The organism is Streptomyces sp. E11-3, from assembly GCF_046540415.1.
In the GTDB taxonomy this organism is placed as follows: Bacteria; Actinomycetota; Actinomycetes; order Streptomycetales; family Streptomycetaceae; genus Streptomyces.
Window position 1 is genome coordinate 69231 of sequence record NZ_JAZGRL010000003.1, and the last position, 24286, is coordinate 93516.

Genomic DNA, 24286 nt, shown 5'->3' on the forward strand with positions numbered 1-24286 from the left:
CCCCGCGCCGCCGCCCCCGCGCCCGCCGCGACACCCTGGGGCTCGCCGAGGTCGTACGCTCCCAAAACCCGGTCGCGGCGCCCCGCCCTCGCCGCCTAGCGTGACCGCATGGCCATAGACGTCCGCCCGATCACCGACGCCGAGGTTCACGACTGGACCCGCGCCCTGAACACCGGCTTCCTGCGCTCGCCGGTCATCTCCGACGAACAGCTTGCGGACCGGAGATCGTTCACGGACCCGGCGCGCACCCAGGGCGCCTTCGACGACGGCCGCTGTGTGGCCACCTTCCGCTCCTTCGCCCAGGAGCTCACCGCTGTCGGCGGCGCACAGGTCCGGGCCGACGCGGTCACCAACGTCTCCGTCTCGCCGACCCACCGCCGCCGCGGCCTGCTGACCCGCATGATGGCCGCCGACCTCACGGCGGCCAAGGAGCGCGGCGACGTACTGGCCTCGCTGATCGCCGCCGAGTACCCGATCTACGGCCGGTACGGCTTCGGCCCGGCGACCTGGATCACCGAGTGGGAGATCGACGTACCCCGTACCGGCCTCGACCCCCGCTGGTCGGGCCCCGCGGACGGCGGCCGGATCGACCTGGTCGACGCGGCGGACGTCCGCAAGCTCGGCCCCGAGCTGTACGAGCGCCTGCGCGCCACGCAGCCCGGCACGGTCACCCGTGACGAGCGCTGGTGGCGGGTGAACACCGGGGAGATCCAGCACAACGGCCTGCCCTGGGAGGAGCCGCACTACGCGGTGTACCGCTCGGCGAACGGCACGGTCGACGGCCTGGTCGTCTACCGCGCGGACGAGAAGTGGGGCGACTCCGGCCAGCCGCTGAACACCGCGAAGGTGTCCCAGCTGATCGCCGTGTCCCCGGCCGCCGAGCGCGCTCTGTGGCACTACCTCTGCTCGATCGACTGGATCCTGAAGGTGCGTACGGGCTTCCGCGCCCCCGACGACCTGGTGCAGCTGCTGTTCCCCGACCCGCGCGCGGCGCGGATCGTCGGGCAGGCGGACTGGATGTGGGTGCGCCTGCTGGACGTCGTGGCGGCCCTGGAGTCCCGTACGTATGAAGGGTCGGGCGGCCTGGTTCTGGAGGTGGCCGACCGGCACGGCCTCGCGGGTGGCCGCTTCCGTCTTGAGGCGACCGGGGACGGCGCGTCCTGCGCGCCGACCACCCGGTCCGCCGACCTTTCGCTGGACGTCAGCGAGCTGGGGACGCTGTGGCTGGGGGACGAGTCGGCGGTGCGGCTCGCGGCGCTGGGGCGGGTGCGGGAGGAGCGGCCGGGCGCCGCCGCGGTCGCGGACGCCCTGTTCCGTACCTCCCGGCGGCCTTGGTGCCCGGACGTGTTCTGACGCGTGCGTACGTCCTCCACGACCGCCGGGGGTGTCCGCTGGCTGACCGGCCGGGCTCCCGGCTCCCCACCCGCGGGGAGCTCGGCCGGTCAGCTGGACTGGGCGAGCGGCCAGCTCGACTGCGCGAGCGGTCAGCTGGACTGGGCGAGCGGTCAGCTGGACTGGGCGAGCAGGGCGACCAGGATCACGGCCCCGACGCTGCTGACCGCGGTGTTCTTGGCCTTGATACCGATGGCCAGGATGGCGAAGCCGATGGCGCCCATCGGGCCGAACCTCGACTCCACGAGGAGCTCGAAACCGACGGCGAGTGCGACGGCGATGAGAGCGATGAGCGGCATGAGGTCCTCCTGAGGGATGGGAGGGAACCCTGCGACGCGGAGATGGCCGTGTGGGTCACCAACCCTTTGGGGGTCTAGCCATGTTGCTCAAGTTGGTTACCAACTCACCCGGACTTATCTCCAAAATCAGCCAGTCCATAACCATCTTCGCAATAACTCCCCAAAGATGGCGGGAAGTTGTACTGTGCTGTTGTGAGCCCGGAGCGTGTCGCTCCTGATGCCGACAAGGGTGTCGACGGAGCCCAAGGAGCCAGGCGGTCTCACCGTGAGGTGGCCGACGTACTGCGGTCCCGGATCAGGTCCGGGGAACTGCGGCCGGGCCAGCGCATGCCGACTCAGGCGCAGCTGGCCGACGAGTTCGGCGTGGAGCGCGGCGCCGTCCGTCAGGCGCTGAGTACGCTGCGGAGCGAGCAGCTGCTGACGAACATGACCAAGGGCAGTCCGGCGACCGTCGCGGACACCGTCACGCACGCCTTCGCGAGCCCCGAAGTCCGGCCGCAGCCCACCATGGTGGCGCTCGGCCCCCGGATCGCCGAGGCGTTCACGCACCCCCATGTGGAGATCGACGCGATCTGCCTGACCTCGGTCTCGCTCACCCTGGCGATCGGCGAAGCGCTACGGCAGGTCCATGCGGGCCGTACGAAACCGGCCAAGGTCGACGTCCGGGTGCTGATGCCGAGCCGCCGAATCGACCTCGCGTTCCCGGTGCCGATCGGTGAGCCGGGGGACCACGGGCGGCAGTCGGTCCGCCGCTACTGGCTGGCCCAGCGCAATGCCCAGGGCCAGGTGCTGCGGCACAACCTCCTCGCCCTGCGCACCAGCCACGGCATCGACGTCCAGGTCGCCTTCCGCGCCCTGCCGTTCACGCCTCCCGTGAAGCTCTACCTGCTCAACGGCGCTGAGGCGCTCTTCGCGTACTACACGCTCGCCAAGCGGGGTGAGGAGATCGACCACGAGTATCTGGAGATGTACGACGCACAGGGCACGCAGTCGATGCTCTTCGCCTTCGACCAGGGGGCCGGGCTGCGTGACACCACCTTTGTGGAGCAGTCCCACCTCTGGTTCAACGCCCTGTGGAACACGATCAGTTCAGAGCTGACCCTGAAGGGTTAGCGAGTCGGAGCCGGTCCGGCGGATTCGGAGCCTGTCCGGCGGATCAGGATCTAGGCCGCGGGGCTGGTCACCGTCAGCATCAGGACCACGGCCCCGATCGAGCTGCAGGTGGGGTTCCTCGCCTTGACTCCGATGGCGAACAGCAGCAGTCCGATGACCCCCGTGGGGCCGTACTTCCACTCGACGAGCTCTTCGAAGGCGACGATGAAGACCGCCCCGAGTATGGCGATGACCGGCATGTGGTTCCTCCTTCGGGGTGGGGAGGAGCGGCGATTCCCGAACTTCTGCCAGCCTTGGCAGAGTTGGCAACCAACTACACCAAGGTTGTCCCCACTTGGTCGGCATTCATAAACAACTTCAAAACAACTGCGGCTAGATGGTGAGCAGTTGTAGCGTTTGGTTGTGACTCAGGAGAGCGTTGCGATGAACGGCAGTAAGCCTTCCTATCCGGAGATCGCCGACGAGCTGCGTGACCGCATACAGCGCGGGGTGCTGCCGGCCGGGAGCAAGCTGCCGACCCAGGCCAGGCTCGCCCAGGAGTTCGGCGTGGAGCGCGGCACGGTGCGCCAGGCGATGCGGGTGCTGCAGGACGAGGGGCTGCTCATCAACGTCACCAAGGGCAGCCCGCCCCAGGTGGCCGCGGCCCCCGCCCCCGAGCCCGCGACGGAGGAGCCCCAGCCCACGATGGTCGCCCTGGGGCCCCGCCTCGCCGAGGCCTTCGCCGCCCCCGCGGTCCGTGTCGACGCGCTCTGCCTCACCGCCGAGAACCTGATGCTGGCCCTCGGTGAACCCCTGCGCCTCATCCACGAGGGCCGCGTACGCCCCGAGTCGGTGAACGTCCGCGTCCTGCTCCCCAGCAGCCGGATCGCGCTCGCCTTCCCCACCGCGGCCGAGCAGCCCGACGATGACGACGACCCGGTCCACAGCCGCTGGCTGGCCCAGCGCAACGCCCAGGGTCAGGTGCTGCGGCACAACCTCCTCGCCCTGCGCGCGAGTCACGACATCGACGTCCAGGTCACCTTCCGCGCCCTGCCCTTCACGCCTCCGGTGAAGCTCTACCTGCTCAACGGCAGCGAGGCGCTCTTCGCGTACTACATGGTCGCCAGACGCGAGGAGGAGCTCGACAGCGGAACCCTGGACCTGTACGACGCCCTCGGCACCCGCTCCCTGCTGTTCTCCTTCGAGAAGGGCCAGGCGCACCGGGACGAGTCGTTTGTGCAGGAGTCGCAGAAGTGGTTCGACGCTCTCTGGAACACCATCACCAGGGACCTGACACTGTCGTAGGTGACCTCTTCCGACACGACACGAACCGAACGGGTGGCCAAGGTGACCGAGAACCTCCGAAGTCTGGTCGCCGGAGTGGAGAGTGTGCTCTTCGACTTCGACGGCCCCATCTGCCGCCTCTTCGCCGGCCACCGGGCCAACGACGTCGCGGACAACCTGGTGACCTGGCTGGAGGAGCACGGCCTGGCCGGTCTCCTCACCGAGGAGGAACGTCTCTCCGGAGACCCACATGTCGTCCTGCGCGCGGTGGGCCGCAGCCATCCGGACAGCGATCTGGTGACGGACCTCGAGGCCCGCCTCACCAGGGAGGAGCTGCGCGCGGCGGCCACGGCCTATCCCACCCCGTACGTGGACCGGCTGATCCAGACCTGGAGCGCGATGGGCGTGGGACTCGCGGTCGCCAGTAACAACTCCCCGCAGGTCGTGGAGAGTTACTTGCGCAGCCGCAGGCTCACCGCCTGCTTCAACGGCGGCATCCACGGCCGCACGGACCGGCTCCGGCTCCTCAAGCCGGATCCCGACTGCCTCCACCGCGCCCTCGAATCCCTCGGCATGCCGGCCGCCACATCGCTGATGATCGGCGACACCCCGGCAGACCTGTACGCGGCCCGCGAGGCCGGGATCGCCTTCCTCGGCTACGGGCGGGACGAGCGACGGGAGAAGCGACTGCGTACGGCGGGGGCGGAGCTGGTGGTGAGCTCGCTGGGGCCCGTCGTCGACCTGGTGTGGAGGCAGGCGCAGGTCTGAACCGAGCACGGACCGCTGGCAGAACCTCATGCCCCCATCCCTTCCGCCACCCGACGAGTGGACAACTAGCTGTCCAATTGGACTGGTTGTCTTGGATTGGATGTCCCCGGTCCTTCTGATCCCTTAACCAACACCCCCAGAGATCAGTCAATTTGACTGAAACTGGTTTGGTGCTAGGCGTGCGGCGGTAGCGTCGCTGTGTGAGCGACGTGCGGACCGGCGAGGGCGGCGGCAAGGAGTTCCAGCGCGTGTTCGGCGCGCTGCGGGACCGGCTGCTCGGTGGTACGTACGGGGTCGGCTCGCTGTTGCCGACTCAGCGAGAGCTCGCCGATGAGTTCGGAGTCTCGCGGGACACCGTGCAGCGGGCGCTGAAGATACTGGCCAAGCAGGGGTGGATCGAGTCCCGGCAGGGCAGCGGGTCCCGGGTGCTGAAGACCCCGACGGCTGCATCGAGTGCGGCGAGGAGCGGTCATCCGGGGCGCATCACCCTGGGGCCCTTCCTCAACGCCGCGTTCGAGAAACCGGAAGTCACCCTGGATGTCTTCACCCTGACCTCCGAGACACTCGACGCCCATGTCCGCGTGCAGGCCGAGCGAGTCCGCGCCGGGCTCATCACTCCGCGGCGGATCAGCGTCCGGATGCTGCTGCCGGCGGAGCAGATCGATCTTCCCTATCCGCAGGTCAAGGCCGATACGCGGGACAAACGCCTGCAGACACGGCTACGGGACATCACCGGCCGCGCCACGGCCTCCCTGCGGTCCGTGCTGCGCGAGCTGGAGACGGAGGATCTGGTGGAGTCCGTGGATATGGTGATCCGGCACGTTCCGCTGGTACCGCCGTTCAAGCTCTACCTGCTCAACGGCACGGAGGCGCTGCACGGCCCGTACGAGGTGATCGAGCGCCGCATCCTCCTGGACAGCGGCGAGGGGGTCGACGCTCTGGACGTCCTCGGCTTCGGCTCCACCCTTACTCATTTCGTGGTTGACGCGGAGGCGGACTCCCACGGTTCGGTGTTCGTTGCCAGCATGCAGGCGTGGTTCAACTCCTGCTGGAATCTGCTGGCCGAGGATCCATAGCCGAGGAAGCGAACAAGTCGGGCACATCTCGAACGGCGTCGAAGGGTGTTACCCCATTTAGCGCAGACTTCCACCCACCCGCATCGTGTGCACTAGCGGCCCCCTCTAGGGTGTGCATCATTTCCGACGTCCTCGCGTGACTATCCAGGAGTGGCCCTGTGGCTGGACCTTCCGCGCCCTCGCCATTTCGCCTCTCGCTGGAGGACGGCCCACGCGACGTGTTCCACCGCTTCGTACGTCATGCCGTCGACTGCGGTGTGATGAGCCGCGGCCACCACAACAGGAACTTCGTGGTTCCGCTCACCGAGCCGCTGTCCGGTGCACTCGGCCGCGGAGCCGTGGGGAAGCCTGTGACCGTGCGCATCCCCAGGCGCGAAGCGCTCCCCGTGGTCATCAGGTCCTGGCCGGATGAGGCCGAGATCCTCGCCGCCATCAAGGGGGTGCTCCCCATGGTCCCGCAGTGCCTGGCCAAACACGGCGACGTCGCGGTGCACAGCTATGTAGAGGGAGTTCCGCTCTCCAGCGTCTGCCAGAACGGCAAGCCGGTCGACTCGCGGCTGATCAAGGCGCTGGCCGGGCTGCTCGCCGAGATGGTCAAGGTACGCAGGGACGACCTGCCCCGGTTGCCGTCGGACTGGCCGCGCAGCACCAGGGACAGCAGTGCGTTTCTGCGCACCATGGCACTGCAGGCGGAGCGGCAGATCCGGCAGCCCAATTGGACTGAATTCGGTGGGCTGTTCGCGGCCCTGGGGATTCCCGAGGACGCACTGGTCCGGTTCGCCGAACGGGTACCGGCCATGGCTCATCGCCCGTACAGCCTGCTTCATACGGATCTGCACCGGGACAACGTGATCGTTTCCTACCACGGTGATCCACCGCTCATCTGCGTCGACTGGGAGCTGGCGACCTACGGCGACCCGCTCCACGATCTCGCCACCCATCTGGTGCGGATGCGGTATCCCGACTTCCAGTGGGGGGAGGTGGTCGACGCATGGTCTGCCGCCATGGAACGCACCGCGCCGATGGCGGTGAACGGCCTCAAGTCCGACCTCAAGCTCTACGTGGCCTTCGAACGGGCCCAGTCCGTCTATCCCGATGTCATGCGGGCGGCCAACTCCCTGGGGGCCGCGTTCGACCAGAAGAGCCTGGACCAGGCGACGGCAGCGGCGTACCGCGCCCTCCTGGCGGCCGCCGGTCCCCTGCGACTTTCCAGCGTGCCGGACGAAAGCGAGGTCGAGCGCATTCTCTTCAGATGGCGGGCGGCCCGCGGCGGGCGGCACAGCGGTGGCCGTTCGGTCTCCGCCATCGCGTGGGAGTGCGACGAGCGTTTCCCTGAGCCCTCGGATTCCACCCAGCGGTGTGTGCTGGAAGCGCTGGCGGCGGAGGGAGCGGCCCCCGCGGGCCGGGTGTTCAAGGGAACATCCCACCTGAACACGGTGGTTCGGGTGACGGCGATCGAACCACCGGTCGTGGTGCGGCGGAAGGTGACCTCGCCGTCCCGCCTGGAGCGCAGTTTCCTGAGTGAACACGCCGTGCTGGCAGCGATCGAACGCTCGGGGGTGCGGGTGAGGTCCCCGAAGGTGCTGGCCCTGGGAAGTAACCTGGGGGACCCGTTCGCCATTCATTCCTACGAAGGCCCGACGGACGGTCTCCGACCGCCGAATCACCCCGTGGACGGACTCCTGCCCGCTGAGGCGGACGACCTGGTCGACCAGCTCTGTGAGTTGACCCGGGTCGATCCCGGGCCACTCGACCCCACAGCCGGTCAGGTGGATTTCTGCGACTGGCTCCGCGAGGAACTGGTGCGGCTTGTGCATCAACTGCCGGGGGAGTCACAGAAGCTGGCGCGTGAGCTCGGGCTGCCGGACGGCCATCAGCTGCGCGACACCCTTCGCCGCTTCCGGGTCAGTCCGCGGACCCAGTCCCTGCTGCACGGCGACCTCAACCCCTGGAACCTGGTGCGCCGTTCGGGGGGCGGCCTGACCATCATCGACTGGGAGATGGCGCTGATCGGCGACCCGCTGTACGACCTGGTCCGCCATCTGCATCTGACTCCGGCCCGTCAGGAGATCCGCAGCCGCATGTTCCACCGCTGGAGCCGCCTGCTACCCGAGGAGTGCACAAGGGGGTGGGAGGAGGACAGGCACGTATACCGGTGGATCGAGATCATCCGCTCCGCCTACGTGGACCTCGATCGCCTGGTGACCGGAGCCAGCCTCGACGCCCCCAACGTGCGCCGGGCTGTGGACTCCTACGCGAGCACCCTGGCCGCCGCCACCGCGGCGCTGGGCGTGCGCGCCAAACCCACGGCCAATCCCTATCTTGCCCTCGCGCTTCCGCAGGGTGACCATGTCACATCGAGTCGGGCAGCATCCGGCGGACCGCACGTGCGCGACACGGGGGGTTGGGGCGTTTGGCGAGCACAGGTCCGGGGCGTGGGCGCACCGACGGGGGCATCGGCGAGCGACTGAGGCGGTTCCAGGCGCGTTTCGAGTCGGCTGTGACACGCGTTCTGCTGCTCGGGATCTTTGCCACTGGCCTGATAGCCCAGTTCGTCAAGCCCGTGGGCGACGCCCTGCAGGGCAAGGCGTTTCTGGGCGGGGCACTACTGAGCCTGGTGGCCTATCTCCTCTACGACGCCGTGAAGGATCTGGCTGTTTCGGTGCGGCCGCCCGCCCGGTCCATGGTGAACTCGCGGGATCTGGGCGGCTTTGTGAGCGAGGCCTTCCAGGCCAGAAGAGTCGAGATCTGCTTCCTCGGATACACCGGGGAGACGCTCTACAACGAGCTGTATCACCGGCTGGAACGCCTGCTGGACGACCCCGGGGCGACCAAGCAGGTCTCGATCAGACTGCTGATTCCGGACTTCGGCCGGGAAATGGCAGTTCCCTCGTTGGTCGGACCCGATGGGTCTCCCGTTGACTACCCCGAGTTCCGCCAGCGCCTCGCAGCCAAGTGCCAGGACTATGACCAGGTTCTCGCGGGATTGGCGAACAGGATAAGCACCCAGGGCAGAGTGCGCGTCGCCTGTGAGTACCGGCTCTACGGCGGCGAGCCGACAGACAAGATCTGCATATTCAACCAGGAACTGGTGCTGCACGGCCTGTACAACGTCGAAGCCCGCATGCGGCTGCAGAACCCCGACCGGGAGGTCTTCGATCCGAAGGGGTACGACACGGATCTGCATGTCTGGTCCCGCAAGGAGGCAACCGCTGCCGCCGAGACGGCCGTTGCCACATGGATCAGGCACTTTGACGGCCGGTGGCGCAAGGCCACCCTCCCTTCCTGGTAGACACCCGGATCTTGGTGGAGACCCGGAGCCCGCTATTGCGTCCGCTTCCGGAACAGCACCCCCGAAGCCACCACCGAAGCTGCCAGGATGCCCGCGCACCACACCAGCGCCAGCCACGGAGTCGAGCCCACCGGCTGGCCCAGCAGGAGGCCGCGCAGGGACTCGATGACGTGGGTGACGGGCTGGTTGTGGGCGAAGGTCTGGAGCCAGCCGGGCATGGTGTCGATGGGGACGAACGCGCTGCTCGGGTAGGGCAGGAAGCTGACGAAGAAGGTGAAGCCGCCGGCGGCTTCGGAGGTTCTGGCGAGCAGGCCGACCGTTGCCGAGAGCCAGGACAGGGCCAGGATGAAGGCGAGCAGGACCGCGATCGCCGCGAGCCAGCCCGCCACGGTGGCCGCAGGGCGGAAGCCGATCGCGAAGGCCACGCCGAAGACGAGGGTGGTGGCGGCGAGGTTGCGGGCGGCCGAGGCGAAGACATGTCCGGCCAGGATCGGCGCGCCGCCGACGTCGAGTGAGCGGAACCGGTCGATGATGCCGCCCTTGAGGTCGTCGGTGACGGCGATGGCGGTGGTCGACGAACCGAATCCGGCGCAGAGCAGCAGGACGCCCGGGACGACGTACGTGACGTAGGTCTTGGTATCGGTCTGGATCGCTCCGCCGAAGAAGTAGACGAAGATCAGCAGCAGCATGACCGGGAGTGCCAGGGACGTGATGAGGGCGTCCACTTGGCGGCGGCTGACGCGCAGCGAGCGGCCGGTCATGGTCAACACGTCGGACAGGGACGGAGGTAGGGGCCGCGGTCGAGGTCGAGGTCGAGGGCGGGGCAAGGTCTCAGACATGGGCACGTTCCTCAGAGGTGGGCGCGGCGCGGGTCAGCGCGAGGAAGACGTCGTCGAGCGTGGCGGTGTGCAGCGAGAAGCTCCTGATCGCGGTACGGGTCGGGTCCAACTCGTCGAGCAGCGCCCGGACCTGGCCCGCGCTGCCGTCGGTCGGGATGCCGAGGGTGCGGGTCTCGGGGGAGTGGTGCACGGCGTGCGGCGCCAGCCGCATATAGGTCGCGGAGTCGGTGAGGGTGAGGTCCAGGCGGTGGCCCGCGACGCGCCGCTTCAGCTCGTCCGATGTGCCCTCGGCGACCAGCTTTCCGCCGTCCAGGAGCGCGATCCGGTCCGCCAACTGGTCGGCCTCCTCCAGGTATTGGGTGGTGAGGAAGACCGTGGTGCCCTGCGCCGCCAGTTCCCGTACGACGCTCCACAGCTCCTGGCGGCTGCGCGGGTCCAGGCCGGTCGTCGGCTCGTCGAGGAAGATCACTTCGGGTTCGCCGACCAGGGACGCGGCCAGGTCCAGGCGTCGCCGCATGCCTCCCGAGTACGTACGGACCAGGCGCCGGCCCGCGTCGGTGAGGTCGAAGCGGGCCAGTAGTTCGGCGGCACGGGCGCGGGCGGCCGGACGGCTCAGGCGGGCCAGCCGCGCCATCATGCGGAGGTTCTCGGCGCCGGTCTGCAGCTCGTCGACCGCCGCGAACTGGCCGGTGAGGCTGATCGCGCGGCGTACCCCGGCGCGGTCGGTCCTGATGTCGTGCCCGGCGACCCGGGCGGTCCCGGCGTCCGGGGCGATCAGGGTCGCCAGGATGCGTACGGCGGTGGTCTTGCCCGCGCCGTTGGGCCCGAGCAGGGCGTGTACGGCGCCGCGCGGGACGGTCAGGTCCACGCCACTGAGTACCTGGACGTCGTCGTAGGCCTTGGTCAGGCCGGTGGCCTCGATGGCGGGTTGGTGAGACCGGTCGGGCGTGGCGGGTTGGTCGGGCATCGGGCGCCCCTCCTCCGTACTGCGTAACCATTACGCATTACTGTGTAAGGGTTACGCAGAACTAGGATGTGCGTCAAGCCGGGGGCGAAGAGGAAGGCGGCGTACGTGGCGGAGGCCGAAGCGGAAGCGGGCGACACCGGGCTGCCGGAGAGCCTCGCCCTGGCCTGGGGCCTGCGCGAACGCCCCGCGAAGGGACCCAAGCCCGGGCTCAGCCTGGACGGGATCGTGGCGGCGGCGGTCGGCATCGCGGCCTCCGAGGGGCTGGCCGCGGTGTCCATGGGGCGGGTGGCCAAGGAGCTGGGCGTCTCGCCGATGTCGCTGTACCGCTATGTGGCGGCCAAGGACGAGCTGTACGTACTGATGCAGGAGGCGGCCGTGGGCCGCCCGCCGGAGCCACCGCCGCCGGGATCCGGATGGCGCGAGTGCGTCGCGCGGTGGGTCAGGGCGCAGCGCGAGGTGGCGCACCGGAACCTGTGGATGCTGCACATCCCCACCCCCGGGCCGCCGCTCGGGCCCAACAACGTGGCCTGGATGGAGCAGGGCCTCGCGGCCCTCGCGGACACCGGCCTCGCCGAGGACGAGAAGCTCGGCGTACTCACCCTGATCGGCGGGTTCGTACGGAGCGAGTCCCTGCTGATGGCCGACCTGGCCGCGGCGATGAGGGCCCGCGGGGTCACACCGGACGAGACGATGCGGCGATACGTACGCGCGCTGGGGGCCCTCACCGACCCCGAGCGCTTTCCGGCCGTCACCCGACTGCTCGACTCGGGCGTGATGCAGTACGCGGACGAGCCGGACGCGGAGTTCGAGTTCGGGCTCCAGACGCTGCTGGACGGGATCGAGGCTCTGGTGACGCGACGCCGCCCCTAGGACGATGTTGCTCGGAGGCCGTCGCTCGGGCGCCGTCGCTCGGACGCCGTTCACAGAACGCTGCGGGGCCCCAGAGGTCCCCGCAGGCCCCGGCCGTCACACCTCCAGCAGCACCTTGCCCACCAGTGCCCGCCCCTCGATCGCCGCGTGGGCCTCGGCTGCCCGGTCCAGCGGGAAGGCCTCGCCGACCACCGGCCGCAGTCGCCCCGCCGCCGCTTCCTCGTACGCGGCTTCCCGCAGCCGGAGTTGGTCCTGCGGCCCGAACTGCATCTCGCCGATGCCGTACACGGTGATGCCCCGGCGCTCGGCCTGAGCCGGGTCGATGTCCGCGAAGTCCCCGGTGGGGGCGCCGTGCAGGGAGAGCCGCCCGCCGTCCGCGACCAGCGGGAGCGCCCTGGCGCCGAACGCGCCGCCCACCCCGTCCAGGACGACGTCAGCCCCGGCCGCCCCGAGCACCTCGCGGGCCCGCTCAGGCCAGTTCTCGTCCGCGCCGTCGACCGTGGCGTCGGCGCCCAACTCCCGTACGAGGGCGAGCTTCCGCTCCCCGCGGGCGACGGCCACCACCTGCGCGTCCCGGGCGTGCGCCAGTTGCACGGCGAGGGTGCCCATGCCGCCGGACGCGCCCAGGATCAGCACCCGCTCACCGGGCTTGACGGCGGTCAGCTCGACCAGGCCGAGCGCGGTGATGCTGTCGGTGACCAGGGCGGCCGCGTCACGCAGGGAGACCTCGTCCGGCACCGCCGTCAGGGTCGCGACGGCCCGCGCGACCCGCTCGGCGGATCCCCCGGTGAACCCCTCGGACGACGCGACCCGACGCCCGAGCCAGCCGGGATCGACCCCCGCACCGACCTCACGCACCATCCCCGCGACCCCGCTCCCGGTCACGTACGGCGGCTCGACCGGGAAGAACTCCCCGCCCCAGCCGCTCCTGACCTGCGTCTCCACGAAGATCGTGTCGACGTACGCCACCTCGATGACCACCTCACCGTCCCCCGCGACCGGCTCCGCCGCCTCGGCCGTCACCAGAACCTCCGGACCGCCGAACTTCGACACCTGTGCCACGCGCATGACGTACACCCCTCGTTGTAAGCGTGCTGACCGGGTTGGTCGGTACGTCAGGAGTCTCAAACATGAAGCAAGGTTGAGGTCAATCGGCTGCGTACGCTTCCGTGCATGAGCGGTGGCGGTGAGGGCGACATGGGCCTGCGGGAGCGCAAGAAGCGGCGGATGTACCAGGAGGTCTCCGAGACCGCGATCGCGCTCTTCCTGGAGAAGGGCTTCGACCGTGTGTCCGTTGCGGAGGTGGCCGCCGCGGCCGAGATTTCCAAGCCGACGCTGTTCCGGTACTTCCCGGCCAAGGAGGACCTGGTGCTGCACCGGTTCGCCGACCACGAGGGCGAGGCCGCCCGGGTGGTCGCCGGGCGGGCGGCCGGGCAGTCGCCGCTGGACGCGCTGGAGCTGCATTTCCGCGACGGGCTGGAGCGCCGCGACCCGGTGACCGGGCTGAGCGACGCGCCCGATGTGCTTGCCTTCCATCGGCTGCTTTACGGGACGCCGTCGCTGGTGGCGCGGTTGTACGCGTACCAGGGGCGGGCCGAGGAGGTGCTGGCGGCAGCGCTCGGTGACGGGGTGGCGGCGCGGCTGGCCGCCGGTCAGGTGGTGGCCGTCCAGCGGGTGCTCGCGGAGGAGAACTGGCGGCGGATCGCGGCCGGGGAGAGCGCGGATGCGGTGGCGCCGGGCGCGGCGGCGGCGGCCCGGGTGGCGTTCGCGCAGTTGCGGTCGGGGTTGGGGCGGTACGCCTGAGGACTACCCGAGATCAGGTAAGACTCGGTAAGAAATGTGACTGAGTAACGTTATTCTGGAGGGGTGACCTCACTCGACCATGCCCTCGCCTCGCTCGCCCAGGAGCGTGCCCACCACGACGCCTGCCGTGCCGCCCTCGCCGCGATGCGCGAAGGCGCCGCCGAACAGGTCGTCACCGGTGAGGACGTCTCCGCGTCCGGGGCCGACGCCGAGGTGCTCGGCTACCGGTTCCGTAGCCACGCCAAGGCCCTCGGTGAACTCCCCGACGGCCCGCTCTTCTTCGGGCGGCTGCACTTCACCGACGGCACCGGCCACCACATCGGCCGCCTCCGCGTCAGCGAACACCCCGCGGCCCCACCTCTGGTCGTGGACTGGCGGGCCCCCGTGTCCCGTGCCTTTTACCAGGCGCGCGCCCATGACCCGCAGGGCGTGGCTGTCCGGCGCCGCTTCGGGTGGGCCCCTGGGAGCCGGGGCGAATCGGCCGACCTGACCGGCATCGAGGACGAACACCTGGGCGGGGCAGCCGAATCAGGGACCGTCGAGTCAGGGACCGTCGAGTCAGGGGCAGTCGAGTCAGGGGCAGTCGAATCAACGGCACCCAGCGCCGTCCTCACCCAAGAGATCGAGCGCCCCCGCGTCGGCCCGATGCGCGACATCGCCGCCACCATCCAGCCCGAGCAGGACGACCTCGTACGCACCGAACTCGCCCAGTCCCTCTGCGTCCAGGGCGCCCCGGGCACCGGCAAGACCGCCGTCGGGCTGCACCGCGCCGCGTACCTCCTCTACGCCTACCCGCAGCGCCTCCAGCGCGGCGGCCTCCTGGTCATCGGTCCGGGCCGTACCTTTCTCTCCTACATCGCACAGGTGCTGCCCGCGCTGGGCGAGGCGGACATCCGTCAGTCCACGGCGCTGGACGAGATCGCCCGTCACCCCGTACGGGCCGAGGACCGCGAGGCCGTCGCGGCCCTCAAGCACGACGCCCGAATGGCGCGGGTACTGCACCGCGCGCTCTACGCCCGGGTCGCCCCGCCCGCCAACTCCCTCGCCGTGCCGGACGGTTCGTACCGCTGGCGGATCGGGCTCGGTGAGCTGGCGCGGGTCGTCGACGAGGTGCGGGGCGAGTCGCCGCCGTACGCGATCGGCCGGGAGCGGGTGCGTACGCGCGTCGTACGGCTGCTGCGGGAGCAGGCGGAACGCCGTGCGGGCCCGCGCGGCGACGCCTGGCTGCGGAGGATCGGCCGCGCCCGCCCGGTCACCGCCTTCGTCGACGAGGTCTGGCCGAAGGCGAGCCCCGAGGAGGTGGTCGCCGCGCTCCTGACCGACCCGGATGCCCTGGCAACCGCGGCCGACGGGATCTTCGACGTAGAGGAGCAGAAGCAGCTCCTGTGGAGCCGACCGCCCCGCTCGCACCGATCCGCGCGGTGGTCCGCGGCCGACCTGGTGCTGCTCGACGAGGTGGCGGGCCTCATCGAACGCCCCGACGGCTACGGCCACATCGTCGTCGACGAGGCGCAGGACCTCTCCCCGATGGAGTGCCGGGCGATCGCCCGCCGCTGCGACTTCGGCGCGCTGACCGTACTGGGCGACCTCGCCCAGGGCACCACCCCGTGGGCCGCCCGCGACTGGCCCGAACTCCTCGCCCACCTGGGCAAACCCGAGGCGACCATCGTCCCGCTGACCACCGGCTACCGGGTGCCCGCCGCGGTCGTCGCGCTGACCAACCGGCTGCTCGGGGCGCTCGACGTGAACGTGCCGCCCGCGCGTTCCCTGCGCCCGGACGGCGAACTGCGGCTGCGCCAGGTGCGGGACGCGGTCGCGGGCGCCGTCGACGCGGTACGTACCGCACTCACCCGCGACGGCTCGATCGCCGTGATCGCCGCCGACCCGCACGCCGCCCGGCTGCACGCGGCCCTCGCCGCCGCGGGCATCGCCGCGTCGGGCCCCGACGACCTCACGGCCCGGGTGACGGTGCTGCCCGCGTCGACGGCCAAGGGCCTGGAGTACGACCACGTGGTGGCCCTCGAACCGGCGGCTATCGCGGAGGCGGAGCCGCGCGGCCTGCATCGCCTGTATGTGGTCCTGACCAGGGCGGTCTCCCGCCTGGACGTGGTGCACAGCCGGCCGCTCCCGTTCTGAGCCGGCCGTGACCGAATCGGGCACGCTGAGTCCGGAGTGCTAGACCGGCCTGGTCGGCCCCAGCGGATGCGAGGCTCTCGTCACCGATCGCTCAGCAACTGGGCGATCCGGGTGAACCCGTCCGCGCCATGGCCCCGCCCGACCGCCCGGCGGGCCAGGCCCTCGGCCGCGCGCATCACGCCGGCGTCGATGCCGTGAGCCTCGGAGGTGTGGACGATATGGCTCATGGAGGACACGGCCGAGGTGATCGGGTTGCCGTCGCCGGAGAAGTCGCCGCGCTCCAGCTCCTCCGCGGTCTGCTCGAAGATCGGCGGGAGGATCGCGCCGATGCCCTGCGCGAACGGTGCCAGTTCCCGGGGGCTGATGCCCTCCGCCTTCGCCACCGCCAGCGCGTGCGCGTAGCCCGCCATCGAGGTCCAGAAGATGTCGAGCAGCGCGATGTCGTACGCCGCCGCCCGGCCGGGGTCGTCGCCGAGGTGGGTGTGGGTGCCGCCCAACGCGTCCAGTACGGGCTGGTGCTCGCGGTAGAGGTCCTCCGGGCCGCTGTGGATGAAGACCGCGTGCGGGGTACCGATGGTCGGGGTCGGCGTCATGATCGCGCCGTCCAGGTACCGGACGCCGTGCTCGGCCGCCCAGCGCGCGGTGTTCCGGGCGCGGTCCGGGGTGTCGGCGGTCAGGTTCACCACCGTACGACCCTTGAGTGCGTCGGCTACCTCGTCGCGCCGCAGGACGGCGTCCGCGGCGTCGTAGTTCACCACGCAGACCACCGTCAACTCGCTGGCGGCGACGGCTGCCTCGGCCGACGGAGCACTGACCGCACCCCGCTCCACCAGCTCCGTGTCCTTCCCCGGCGTCCGGTTCCAGACCGTGGTCCGCAGCCCGGCTTCGACGAACGCGGTGGCCAGGGCCCGGCCCATCGGCCCCAGGCCGAGCACGGTGACGGCGGACTGTTCCGTACATTCTGTATGTTCCGTATGTTCCGTACGCATGGACATCAATCTCAACTCCTGGATAATTAGCGGCAAACAATGACGAATGGGGCGATACGAGGATGACGCGCAGCCGTGCACAGGACCCGAACGTCTGTGGAGTGACCGCCGCGATCGCCGTGATCGACGGCAAGTGGAAGACCAGCCTGCTGTGGCTGCTGGAGGACGGGCCGCACCGCCCCGGCGAGCTGCGCCGGAAGCTGCCCGGGCTCAGCGAGAAGGTGCTGACTCAGGCACTCCGCGAGATGGCGGCCGACGGGCTGGTGCACCGTGAGGTGCACGACGCGCTACCGCTGAAGACCGAGTACTCCCTGACGGAGTTCGGCCGCGACCTCGCGGACGCGCTGGGGCCCGTCTCCGACTGGGGGCACCGCCGCCTGGACAGGCTCACCAGCCAGGCCCAACCGGTGTCCTGACGTACCGTCAACCTCCCGTGTGTCCTGTGTGTGGGCGGCACTCCGACCGCCCATACACAGCCTCGCCTCACCGCCGCGCCCCGACAAGTACCCACAAAAAAGTGGGTACCGGGCCCCCGGTCAGCTCTCGCCGGTGCCCGGCAACCCAGTCGCGAGAGCGCCGGTTCCCGCCCGCGTGGCCGTCGGCCCGCAGGGCCTCCGGGCCGTCGCGGCTACCGCGACGCGTCGACGTAGGCCGCGAGGTGCTCGCCGGTGAGGGTGGAGCGGTCGGCGACGAGGTCGGCGGGTGTGCCCTCGAAGACGATCCGGCCGCCGTCGTGGCCGGCGCCGGGGCCGAGGTCGATGATCCAGTCGGCGTGTGCCATGACCGCCTGGTGGTGCTCGATGACGATCACCGACTTGCCGGAGTCGACGAGCCGGTCGAGCAGGCCGAGCAACTGCTCGACGTCGGCGAGGTGCAGACCGGTGGTCGGCTCGTCGAGGACGTAGACGCCGCCCTTCTCGGCCATGTGCGTGGCCAGCTTGAGCCGCTGCCGCTCGCCGCCGGACAGCGTGGTGAGCGGCTGGCCGAGGGTGAGGTAGCCGAGCCCGACGTCGGCGAGCCGGTCGAGAATCTTGTGCGCGGCCGGTGTGCGCGCCTCGCCGGTGCCGAAGAACTCCTCAGCCTCGGCCACCGACATCGCGAGCACCTCGCTGATGTCGCGGCCGCCGAGGTGGTACTCCAGCACCGACGCCTCGAACCGCTTCCCCTCGCACTCCTCGCAGGTGGTGGCCACGCCGGCCATCATCGCCAGGTCGGTGTAGATGACGCCGGCGCCGTTGCAGGTGGGGCAGGCACCCTCGGAGTTGGCGCTGAACAGCGCGGGCTTCACGCCGTTGGCCTTCGCGAAGGCCTTACGGATCGGGTCGAGCAGTCCGGTGTACGTGGCCGGGTTGCTCCGCCGCGAGCCGCGGATCGGGGTCTGGTCGATCGACACCACCCCCGCGCCGGGCGGGATCGAGCCGTGGATCAGCGAGCTCTTGCCGGAGCCGGCGACCCCGGTGACGACGGTGAGCACCCCGAGCGGGATGTCGACGTCGACGTCGCGCAGGTTGTGCGCCGACGCGCCGCGGATCTCCAGGGTGCCGCTGGGCGTCCGCAGCGACTCCTTGAGGACGGCACGGTCGTCGAGATGGCGGCCGGTGAGGGTGCCGCTGGCCCGCAGCCCCTCGATGGTGCCCTCGAAGCAGACGCTGCCGCCCGCCGTACCGGCTCCAGGACCGAGGTCGACGACATGGTCGGCGATCGCGATCGCCTCCGGCTTGTGCTCCACGACGAGCACCGTGTTGCCCTTGTCCCGCAGCCGCAGCAGCAGGTCGTTCATCCGCTGGATGTCATGGGGGTGCAGGCCGATGGTGGGCTCGTCGAAGACATAGGTGACGTCGGTCAGTGACGACCCGAGATGGCGGATCATCTTGACGCGCTGCGCCTCGCCGCCCGACAGCGTGCCCGACGGCCGGTCGAGCGAGAGGTAGCCGAGGCCGATCTCCACGAACGCTTCGAGGGTGTGCTGCAGCTTGGCGAGCAGCGGCGCCACCGACGGCTCGTCGAGGCCGCGGACCCACTTGGCCAGGTCGCTGATCTGCATCAAGCAGGCGTCGGCGATGCTGATCCCCTTGACCTTCGACGACCGGGCCGCCTCGGCGAGCCGGGTACCGTCGCACTCGGGGCAGGTGGCGAAGGTGATCGCCCGGTCCACGAACGCCCTGATGTGCGGCTGCATCGCCTCGCGGTCCTTGGCGAGGAACGACTTCTGGATCTTCGGGATCAGTCCTTCGTACGTGACGTTGATCCCTTCGACCTTGATCTTGGTCGGCTCCTTGTGGAGCAGGTCCTGGAGCTCCCGCTTGGTGAACTTGCGGATCGGCTTGTCCGGGTCGAAGAAGCCGCAGCCGCGGAAGATACGGCCGTACCAGCCGTCCATGCTGTAGCCGGGGATGGTGAGCGCGCCCTCGTTGAGCGACAGGCTGTCGTCGTACAGCGCGGACACGTCGAAGTCGGAGACCGAGCCGCGGCCCTCACAGCGCGGGCACATACCGCCGGTGATCTTGAAATCGCGCCGCTCCTTCACCGTCTTGCCGCCGCGTTCGAGCGTGACCGCACCCGCTCCGCTGATCGAGGCGACGTTGAAGGAGAACGCCTGGGGCGAGCCGATGTGCGGCTTGCCGAGCCGGCTGAAGAGGATGCGCAGCATGGCGTTGGCGTCGGTGGCCGTGCCGACCGTGGAGCGGGGGTCGGCGCCCATCCGCTGCTGGTCGACGATGATCGCGGTCGTCAGTCCTTCGAGTACGTCGACCTCGGGCCGCGCCAGCGTCGGCATGAAGCCCTGTACGAAGGTGCTGTAGGTCTCGTTGATCAGCCGCTGCGACTCCGCGGCGATCGTGTCGAACACCAGTGAGCTCTTGCCCGAGCCGGAGACGCCGGTGAACACCGTCAGCCGGCGCTTGGGGATCTCGATGCTGACGTCCTTGAGATTGTTCACGCGCGCGCCGTGTACGCGGATCAGATCGTGGCTGTCGGCACTGTGCGGCGCAGGCGACTGCGTGTCCGTCCTCGTGGCCGTGCTGCTCATCGTGTCTCCATCCGTGAGTGCGGGGGCCGCCTTCGCGGTCTCCGTCGGCGTCGCCTGGCTCAAGCTGCCCAGCCGGGTACCGGCTCCTGGCGTCACGCTAGCCGCGGCGCGGGGGGCCGCGCTTCTCGATTCCTGATCCTTTCCTGATCCTTCTGGCCCCCGACGTCGACCACACACGGCGAACCCATCGGGGACCATGAAGCATGCGACCGGATGACTGGCACCTCACCGAAGACGTCGACGAGTTCCTCGCCCGGGCCGGAGACTTCCTGCGCTCACGGCCCGCCCTGCACAACACGCCGCTGACAGTGATCGAGAAACTGCGAACATCGCGAACGTCGCGAACAGGCGGGGCGGACGGATACGGCGCCGAAGCCACCCTCTTCGGCCGACTGGAGTCGGCGGGCGAGGTCCGCGCCACCTTCTACCGCCTCCCGGCCCGCGGCCTGACCGTCACCCCCCTCGCCCCCGATCATGCCGACACGCTCGCCGCCCGTCTGGCCGCCCTCGGACACTCCCTCCCCTACGTCAGCGCGGACCACGACACCGCCACCGCGTTCGCTGAGGCCTGGCAGCGGCACACAGGCGCGGCGCCGACACTCAGCAACCGGATCCGTCTGTACCGTCTCGGCACGCTCACCCCACCGGAGCCGCACCCAGCGGGCCGGGGCCGCATCACGGGCGGGACAGACCGTGAGCAAGTCGTGCGCTGGTGCCGTGAGTTCTGTGTCGACGTAGGGGAGCAGTCCTCCATCGACCTGATCGACGCCGGCTCCTGGGACGACTCGCGTTTCGGCGACAGACACTTCACGTTCTGGGAGACCCCGGACGGCACCCCGGTCTCCATGGCGGCCGTGACCTCGATGACCGCCGCCATGGTCCGGGTGGACCCCGTCTACACCCCGGCCCACCACCGTGGCCGTGGCTACGCGGGCGCCGTGACGGTCGAGGTGAGCAGGGCCGCACTGGCCGCGGGCGCGACCGACGTCGTGCTGTACGCGGACCCGGCCAACCCCACCAGCAACGCCCTCTACCAACGCATCGGATACGTCCCGGTCACCGACTGGGCCGTGTACGACTTCGCGCGTGAACACGCTGCGCCGCGGCCCTTGTCACTCACCAGGCCATGAGTGGCGTGGAACACTATTGCAAGCAGATGCTTGCAATAGTTAGCACAGGTGAGGCAGCATCGGGGTATGGCATCACTCAACGTCGGCAATCTCGGTGAGTACCTGCGCGAACAGCGGCGCAACGCGCAGCTGTCGCTTCGGCAGCTCGCCGACGCCGCCGGGGTGTCCAACCCGTATCTGAGCCAGATCGAGCGCGGCCTGCGCAAGCCGAGCGCGGAGATTCTGCAGCAGCTCGCCAAGGCGCTGCGGATCTCCGCCGAGACGCTGTACGTCCAGGCCGGGATTCTCGACGAGCGGGAGCGGGGCGAAGTGGAGACGCGGGCCGCGGTGCTCGCCGATCCCACGATCAACGAGCGGCAGAAGCAGGTGCTGCTGCAGATCTATGAGTCGTTTCGCAAGGAGAACGGGGTCGATGTCACGTCGTCCGGTGTGACGACACCCGTTCCGGACGCCGCCGATGCCGGGGCCCGCACGGTCGACGGCAGTGATGAAGACCGACCCCCATCAGCTTGATTTCCGTCCAGTCCAGGAGGACCAGCCATGGCTATTGCCGAGGACATCCGTAAGGCCGCCGCCGACCCCAAGCCGCTCTACTTCTTCGCCGGGACCGCTGACATCGCGTACGAGCAGGCGCTGAAGGTGCCCGGTCTGATCGAGCAGCTGAGCGCCGAGGCGCCGGCGTGGGTCGAGACCGTACGCAAGACCGACCCGAAGGACGTGCAGCAGAAGGCCGTCGCCCGCGCCAAGGAGGCGCAGGACCTCGTGCAGAACAAGGTCACCGGGTTCATCGGCACGCTGGACACCGACCTGAAGAAGATCGGTGACGCTGTTCAGGACGTGGCGCTGAAGGGCGTCGGGTTCGCCGCCGAGGGCGTGGTCAAGGCGCGCGAGACGTACGACAAGGTCGCCGAGCGCGGTGAGGGCGCCGTGAAGACCTGGCGCGGCGAGCCCGCGGAGGAGCAGGAGAAGGAGAAGGAGGAGCTGGCGGCGGGCGAGGCTGAGCCGGTCGCCGTGGCGGACGAGGAGCCCGCGGCGAAGAAGACGGCCACCGCCAAGAAGACCACCGCCAAGAAGACGACGGCCAAGAAGACCACGTCCCCTGCCAAGTGACCGTTGGCAGCTGACCGTCCGGCGGCCGGGGCACCTACGGGGTGCTCCGGCCGTTCTCCAGGTACGGTGAATCCGTAGGCGGACTCGACTCGGGCGGTGGGCATTGTGCTGACGCAGGGCTTCGGCAACTTGTTGTGGCTGATCTTTACCGCCATGCTCGTGCTCGCCGTGGTGGCGCTGGTGATGGCGGGCATGGCCCGCGAGGACGCCTATCGCGCCGCCAACAAGCAGACCAAGATGTTCTGGGTGATCATCCTGGGCGTCACGGTCGCGGTGAACCTGGTCGTTCCGTTCCTGTTCCTGCAGATCGCCGGGCTGATCGCGACGATCGTGTTCTTCGTCGATGTGCGGCCCGCCCTGCGTGAGGTCACCGGTGGCAGCGGCGGGAAGCGGAGCGGCGGCTCCAGCAGCGACGGCCCGTACGGTCCCTACAACGGCGGACGGTAGCCCGCGGGGGCGCACACACCCGCCCGTAACCTTCCGGTTCGGCTGCCCTCGCCCTTCCGGCTTGTCCGGTTCGGCCGCCTGGCTCAGCCGCGGCCGCGGTCCAGGAGCAGTACGGCCACGTCGTCTGTCAGCTCGCCGCCGTTGAGGTCCCTGACCTCGTTGACGGCGGCTTCGAGCAGTTCGTCACCGTGCAGGCCCGTCGCGATCTGGCGGCGGACCATCTCCACCATGCCGTCCTGGCCGAGCCGCTGGTTGCCCTGGCCGATGCGGCCCTCGATCAGCCCGTCCGTGTAGAGCATCAGGCTCCAGGCGGCGCCGAGGTCGACCTGTTGGCGGGACCAGCGGGCCTGTGGCAGCAGTCCGAGCGCGGGGCCGCCGTTGTCGTACGGGAGCAGCTCGGCGGGGCGTCCCTGGCGGGCGATCAGCGGCGAGGGGTGGCCCGCCAGCCAGAGTCCGGCGCGTCGGCCGTCGGGGGCGATGTCGATCATGCAGAGCGTCGCGAAGATCTCGTCGTCCGGGCGCTCGTGCTCCAGGACCTGCTGCAGCGTGGCGAGCAGCTCGTCCCCGCACATCCCGGCGAAGGTCAGGGCGCGCCAGGCGATCCGCAGCTCGACGCCGAGCGCGGCCTCGTCGGGGCCGTGCCCGCAGACATCGCCGATCATGGCGTGCACCGTGCCGTCGGGGGTGCGAACGGTGTCGTAGAAGTCGCCGCCCAGCAGGGCGCGGGAACGGCCCGGCCGGTAGCGGGCCGCGAACCGCAGCGAGGAGCCCCCGAGCAGCGGCGTGGGCAGCAGGCCGCGCTCCAGGCGGGCGTTCTCCTGGGCGCGCAGCCGGGACTCGGTCAGCTGGCGCTGGGCGAAGTCGGCGCGCTTGCGCTCCACGGCGTACCGGATGGCGCGGCTGAGCAGCCGGGCGTCCAGTTCCTCCCGCAGGAGGTAGTCCTGGGCGCCGACCCGGACCGCCTCTACGGCCCGCTCGGCGTCACCGGACGCGGTGAGTGCGAGCACGGCGTGCCGGGGTGCGAGGCGCAGCACATGCTTCAGGGTCACCAGCTCGTCGGGCTTGGCGCCGTTGCCGTTGCCGGTGTCGGCGGCGGCGTCCGTGTCCGTGCCGGTGCCTGTGCCTGTGCCGGTCGTGGCAGCGGCGGCGGCCGCCGCGCCGGGTGCGGGCAGCGCGAGGTCGAGCAGGATGCAGTGCACGTCGTCGGTGAGCAGCCGCTCGGCCTCGGTGAGGTTACGGGCGGTACGGATGCGGATCGGCTTGCCCGCGGTGTCGAGCAGTTCGGGCACGCTCAGTGCCCCTGCCGGATCGTCCTCGATGACCAGCAGGGTCAGGCTGGTGCCGTTGTCGACACCTGCCGGGTGCGCCTGACCACCTTCCGCGGCCTGGAGTGTTCGCTGCCGCGGTATGGGTACGGGCATGGTTGTGTTCCTTCCCTCCCCCCGAGGGCGCGGTGGAACGCGTTCGCCGGACCACCCGACGGGGACCATAGCGCTAGCGGGCGCCGCAGTGGAATGGCGTGCGGCGAAGAGCCGCTGTCATATGCCGCGCTGGGCAGCACTTTTGGGCGCAACCGGGTTGTATCGGCGTCCTTGGGGGATGACGAACGTCACGCCCGGCGGGTCGGGCTGGTGGGCTGCGTCACGTGACGGGGCACACGCCCGAGCCGAGCCCGCGCTTGAGCCCGCGCCTGCCGCCGGAGCCCGCCGCCCGCGCCCGCTGCCCGGCCCGCGCCTGCCGCCGGAGCCCGCCGCCCGCGCCCGC

General features: G+C 70.1%; 23 protein-coding genes. 15 read left to right on the plus strand and 8 right to left on the minus strand.

Annotated features, from left to right (window positions below; genetic code table 11):
- Positions 1-108: 108 nt before the first annotated feature.
- On the plus strand, positions 109-1353 hold the full coding sequence (locus U9R90_RS29875; protein ID WP_411059914.1) for a GNAT family N-acetyltransferase: 1245 nt from the start codon (positions 109-111) through the stop codon (positions 1351-1353).
- A 152-nt stretch (positions 1354-1505) separates the two neighbouring features.
- On the opposite strand, the gene U9R90_RS29880 is transcribed toward U9R90_RS29875, so the two are convergent.
- The gene (locus tag U9R90_RS29880; protein ID WP_411059915.1) at positions 1506-1691 is read right to left on the minus strand and encodes a hypothetical protein; all 186 of its coding nucleotides are present in this window, start codon (positions 1689-1691) and stop codon (positions 1506-1508) included.
- A gap of 270 nt (positions 1692-1961) precedes the next feature.
- Between U9R90_RS29880 and U9R90_RS29885 the strand changes: the two genes are divergently transcribed.
- The gene (locus tag U9R90_RS29885; RefSeq protein ID WP_411060947.1) at positions 1962-2804 is read left to right on the plus strand and encodes a winged helix-turn-helix domain-containing protein; all 843 of its coding nucleotides are present in this window, start codon (positions 1962-1964) and stop codon (positions 2802-2804) included.
- A gap of 50 nt (positions 2805-2854) precedes the next feature.
- Here the strand turns inward: U9R90_RS29885 and U9R90_RS29890 are convergent, their stop codons facing one another.
- Entirely contained in the window at positions 2855-3043 is a 189-nt protein-coding gene (locus tag U9R90_RS29890; protein ID WP_411059916.1) for a hypothetical protein, read from the minus strand.
- A 184-nt stretch (positions 3044-3227) separates the two neighbouring features.
- Here U9R90_RS29890 and U9R90_RS29895 point away from each other — a divergent pair, with 184 nt between their 5' ends.
- The 5 genes from U9R90_RS29895 to U9R90_RS29915 all read left to right on the plus strand — a co-directional run bounded on the left by U9R90_RS29895 (position 3228) and on the right by U9R90_RS29915 (position 9203).
- Complete coding sequence (locus tag U9R90_RS29895) at positions 3228-4088, plus strand: winged helix-turn-helix domain-containing protein (RefSeq protein WP_411059917.1); 861 nt, start codon at positions 3228-3230, stop codon at positions 4086-4088.
- On the plus strand, positions 4089-4835 hold the full coding sequence (locus tag U9R90_RS29900; RefSeq protein WP_411059918.1) for an HAD family hydrolase: 747 nt from the start codon (positions 4089-4091) through the stop codon (positions 4833-4835). It abuts the gene before it with no gap.
- A 200-nt stretch (positions 4836-5035) separates the two neighbouring features.
- Positions 5036-5911 carry a winged helix-turn-helix domain-containing protein gene (locus tag U9R90_RS29905; RefSeq protein ID WP_411059919.1) on the plus strand — a complete coding sequence of 292 codons (876 nt, stop codon included), beginning with the start codon at positions 5036-5038 and terminating at the stop codon, positions 5909-5911.
- A gap of 158 nt (positions 5912-6069) precedes the next feature.
- A complete protein-coding gene (locus tag U9R90_RS29910; protein WP_411059920.1) occupies positions 6070-8382 on the plus strand; it encodes an aminoglycoside phosphotransferase family protein in 2313 nt (770 codons plus the stop codon).
- Between the two features lie 29 nt (positions 8383-8411).
- Positions 8412-9203: a hypothetical protein gene (locus tag U9R90_RS29915; protein WP_411059921.1), complete on the plus strand. Its 792-nt coding sequence runs from the start codon at positions 8412-8414 to the stop codon at positions 9201-9203.
- A gap of 32 nt (positions 9204-9235) precedes the next feature.
- On the opposite strand, the gene U9R90_RS29920 is transcribed toward U9R90_RS29915, so the two are convergent.
- Both U9R90_RS29920 and U9R90_RS29925 read right to left on the minus strand, forming a co-directional pair.
- The gene (locus U9R90_RS29920; RefSeq protein WP_411060949.1) at positions 9236-9964 is read right to left on the minus strand and encodes an ABC transporter permease; all 729 of its coding nucleotides are present in this window, start codon (positions 9962-9964) and stop codon (positions 9236-9238) included.
- A gap of 70 nt (positions 9965-10034) precedes the next feature.
- On the minus strand, positions 10035-11009 hold the full coding sequence (locus U9R90_RS29925; RefSeq protein ID WP_411059922.1) for an ATP-binding cassette domain-containing protein: 975 nt from the start codon (positions 11007-11009) through the stop codon (positions 10035-10037).
- A 105-nt stretch (positions 11010-11114) separates the two neighbouring features.
- Here U9R90_RS29925 and U9R90_RS29930 point away from each other — a divergent pair, with 105 nt between their 5' ends.
- Entirely contained in the window at positions 11115-11879 is a 765-nt protein-coding gene (locus tag U9R90_RS29930; protein WP_411059923.1) for a TetR/AcrR family transcriptional regulator, read from the plus strand.
- Positions 11880-11975: 96 nt separating this feature from the next.
- On the opposite strand, the gene U9R90_RS29935 is transcribed toward U9R90_RS29930, so the two are convergent.
- On the minus strand, positions 11976-12947 hold the full coding sequence (locus U9R90_RS29935) for a zinc-binding dehydrogenase (RefSeq protein ID WP_411059924.1): 972 nt from the start codon (positions 12945-12947) through the stop codon (positions 11976-11978).
- A gap of 105 nt (positions 12948-13052) precedes the next feature.
- Between U9R90_RS29935 and U9R90_RS29940 the strand changes: the two genes are divergently transcribed.
- Both U9R90_RS29940 and U9R90_RS29945 read left to right on the plus strand, forming a co-directional pair.
- Positions 13053-13682 carry a TetR/AcrR family transcriptional regulator gene (locus tag U9R90_RS29940; RefSeq protein ID WP_411059925.1) on the plus strand — a complete coding sequence of 210 codons (630 nt, stop codon included), beginning with the start codon at positions 13053-13055 and terminating at the stop codon, positions 13680-13682.
- A 63-nt stretch (positions 13683-13745) separates the two neighbouring features.
- Positions 13746-15818, plus strand: a complete 2073-nt coding sequence (locus U9R90_RS29945) for a HelD family protein (protein WP_411059926.1) — start codon at positions 13746-13748, stop codon at positions 15816-15818.
- 80 nt (positions 15819-15898) lie between these two features.
- Here U9R90_RS29945 and U9R90_RS29950 read toward each other — a convergent pair whose 3' ends face one another.
- Positions 15899-16807: an NAD(P)-dependent oxidoreductase gene (locus U9R90_RS29950; protein ID WP_411059927.1), complete on the minus strand. Its 909-nt coding sequence runs from the start codon at positions 16805-16807 to the stop codon at positions 15899-15901.
- A 62-nt stretch (positions 16808-16869) separates the two neighbouring features.
- On the opposite strand from U9R90_RS29950, the gene U9R90_RS29955 reads away from it, so the two are divergent.
- Complete coding sequence (locus tag U9R90_RS29955; RefSeq protein WP_411059928.1) at positions 16870-17223, plus strand: winged helix-turn-helix transcriptional regulator; 354 nt, start codon at positions 16870-16872, stop codon at positions 17221-17223.
- Positions 17224-17435: 212 nt separating this feature from the next.
- On the opposite strand, the gene U9R90_RS29960 is transcribed toward U9R90_RS29955, so the two are convergent.
- A complete protein-coding gene (locus U9R90_RS29960; protein WP_411059929.1) occupies positions 17436-19835 on the minus strand; it encodes an ATP-binding cassette domain-containing protein in 2400 nt (799 codons plus the stop codon).
- Positions 19836-20038: 203 nt separating this feature from the next.
- Here U9R90_RS29960 and U9R90_RS29965 point away from each other — a divergent pair, with 203 nt between their 5' ends.
- The 4 genes from U9R90_RS29965 (at position 20039) to U9R90_RS29980 (ending at position 22522) form a co-directional block, all read left to right on the plus strand.
- Entirely contained in the window at positions 20039-20965 is a 927-nt protein-coding gene (locus U9R90_RS29965) for a GNAT family N-acetyltransferase (protein WP_411059930.1), read from the plus strand.
- Between the two features lie 66 nt (positions 20966-21031).
- Complete coding sequence (locus U9R90_RS29970) at positions 21032-21478, plus strand: helix-turn-helix domain-containing protein (protein WP_411059932.1); 447 nt, start codon at positions 21032-21034, stop codon at positions 21476-21478.
- A gap of 27 nt (positions 21479-21505) precedes the next feature.
- Entirely contained in the window at positions 21506-22075 is a 570-nt protein-coding gene (locus tag U9R90_RS29975; protein ID WP_411059933.1) for a hypothetical protein, read from the plus strand.
- A gap of 105 nt (positions 22076-22180) precedes the next feature.
- A complete protein-coding gene (locus U9R90_RS29980) occupies positions 22181-22522 on the plus strand; it encodes a DUF2516 family protein (RefSeq protein ID WP_411060950.1) in 342 nt (113 codons plus the stop codon).
- An 83-nt stretch (positions 22523-22605) separates the two neighbouring features.
- Here the strand turns inward: U9R90_RS29980 and U9R90_RS29985 are convergent, their stop codons facing one another.
- Positions 22606-23943 (minus strand): PP2C family protein-serine/threonine phosphatase, encoded by a 1338-nt coding sequence (locus U9R90_RS29985; protein ID WP_411059934.1) that lies wholly within the window; start codon positions 23941-23943, stop codon positions 22606-22608.
- Between the last annotated feature and the right edge of the window lie 343 nt (positions 23944-24286).

Excerpts from the sequence above, each read along its gene's own strand:
- U9R90_RS29950 (WP_411059927.1), bottom strand. The coding sequence starts at position 16,807 with ATGCGTACGGAACATACGGAACATACAGAATGTACGGAACAGTCCGCC.
- U9R90_RS29955 (WP_411059928.1), top strand. The coding sequence starts at position 16,870 with ATGACGCGCAGCCGTGCACAGGACCCGAACGTCTGTGGAGTGACCGCC.
- U9R90_RS29925 (WP_411059922.1), bottom strand. The coding sequence starts at position 11,009 with ATGCCCGACCAACCCGCCACGCCCGACCGGTCTCACCAACCCGCCATC.
- U9R90_RS29920 (WP_411060949.1), bottom strand. The coding sequence starts at position 9,964 with ATGACCGGCCGCTCGCTGCGCGTCAGCCGCCGCCAAGTGGACGCCCTC.
- U9R90_RS29935 (WP_411059924.1), bottom strand. The coding sequence starts at position 12,947 with ATGCGCGTGGCACAGGTGTCGAAGTTCGGCGGTCCGGAGGTTCTGGTG.
- U9R90_RS29965 (WP_411059930.1), top strand. The coding sequence starts at position 20,039 with ATGCGACCGGATGACTGGCACCTCACCGAAGACGTCGACGAGTTCCTC.
- U9R90_RS29895 (WP_411059917.1), top strand. The coding sequence starts at position 3,228 with ATGAACGGCAGTAAGCCTTCCTATCCGGAGATCGCCGACGAGCTGCGT.
- U9R90_RS29940 (WP_411059925.1), top strand. The coding sequence starts at position 13,053 with ATGAGCGGTGGCGGTGAGGGCGACATGGGCCTGCGGGAGCGCAAGAAG.
- U9R90_RS29960 (WP_411059929.1), bottom strand. The coding sequence starts at position 19,835 with ATGAGCAGCACGGCCACGAGGACGGACACGCAGTCGCCTGCGCCGCAC.
- U9R90_RS29970 (WP_411059932.1), top strand. The coding sequence starts at position 21,032 with ATGGCATCACTCAACGTCGGCAATCTCGGTGAGTACCTGCGCGAACAG.
- U9R90_RS29880 (WP_411059915.1), bottom strand. The coding sequence starts at position 1,691 with ATGCCGCTCATCGCTCTCATCGCCGTCGCACTCGCCGTCGGTTTCGAG.
- U9R90_RS29975 (WP_411059933.1), top strand. The coding sequence starts at position 21,506 with ATGGCTATTGCCGAGGACATCCGTAAGGCCGCCGCCGACCCCAAGCCG.
- U9R90_RS29890 (WP_411059916.1), bottom strand. The coding sequence starts at position 3,043 with ATGCCGGTCATCGCCATACTCGGGGCGGTCTTCATCGTCGCCTTCGAA.
- U9R90_RS29875 (WP_411059914.1), top strand. The coding sequence starts at position 109 with ATGGCCATAGACGTCCGCCCGATCACCGACGCCGAGGTTCACGACTGG.
- U9R90_RS29985 (WP_411059934.1), bottom strand. The coding sequence starts at position 23,943 with ATGCCCGTACCCATACCGCGGCAGCGAACACTCCAGGCCGCGGAAGGT.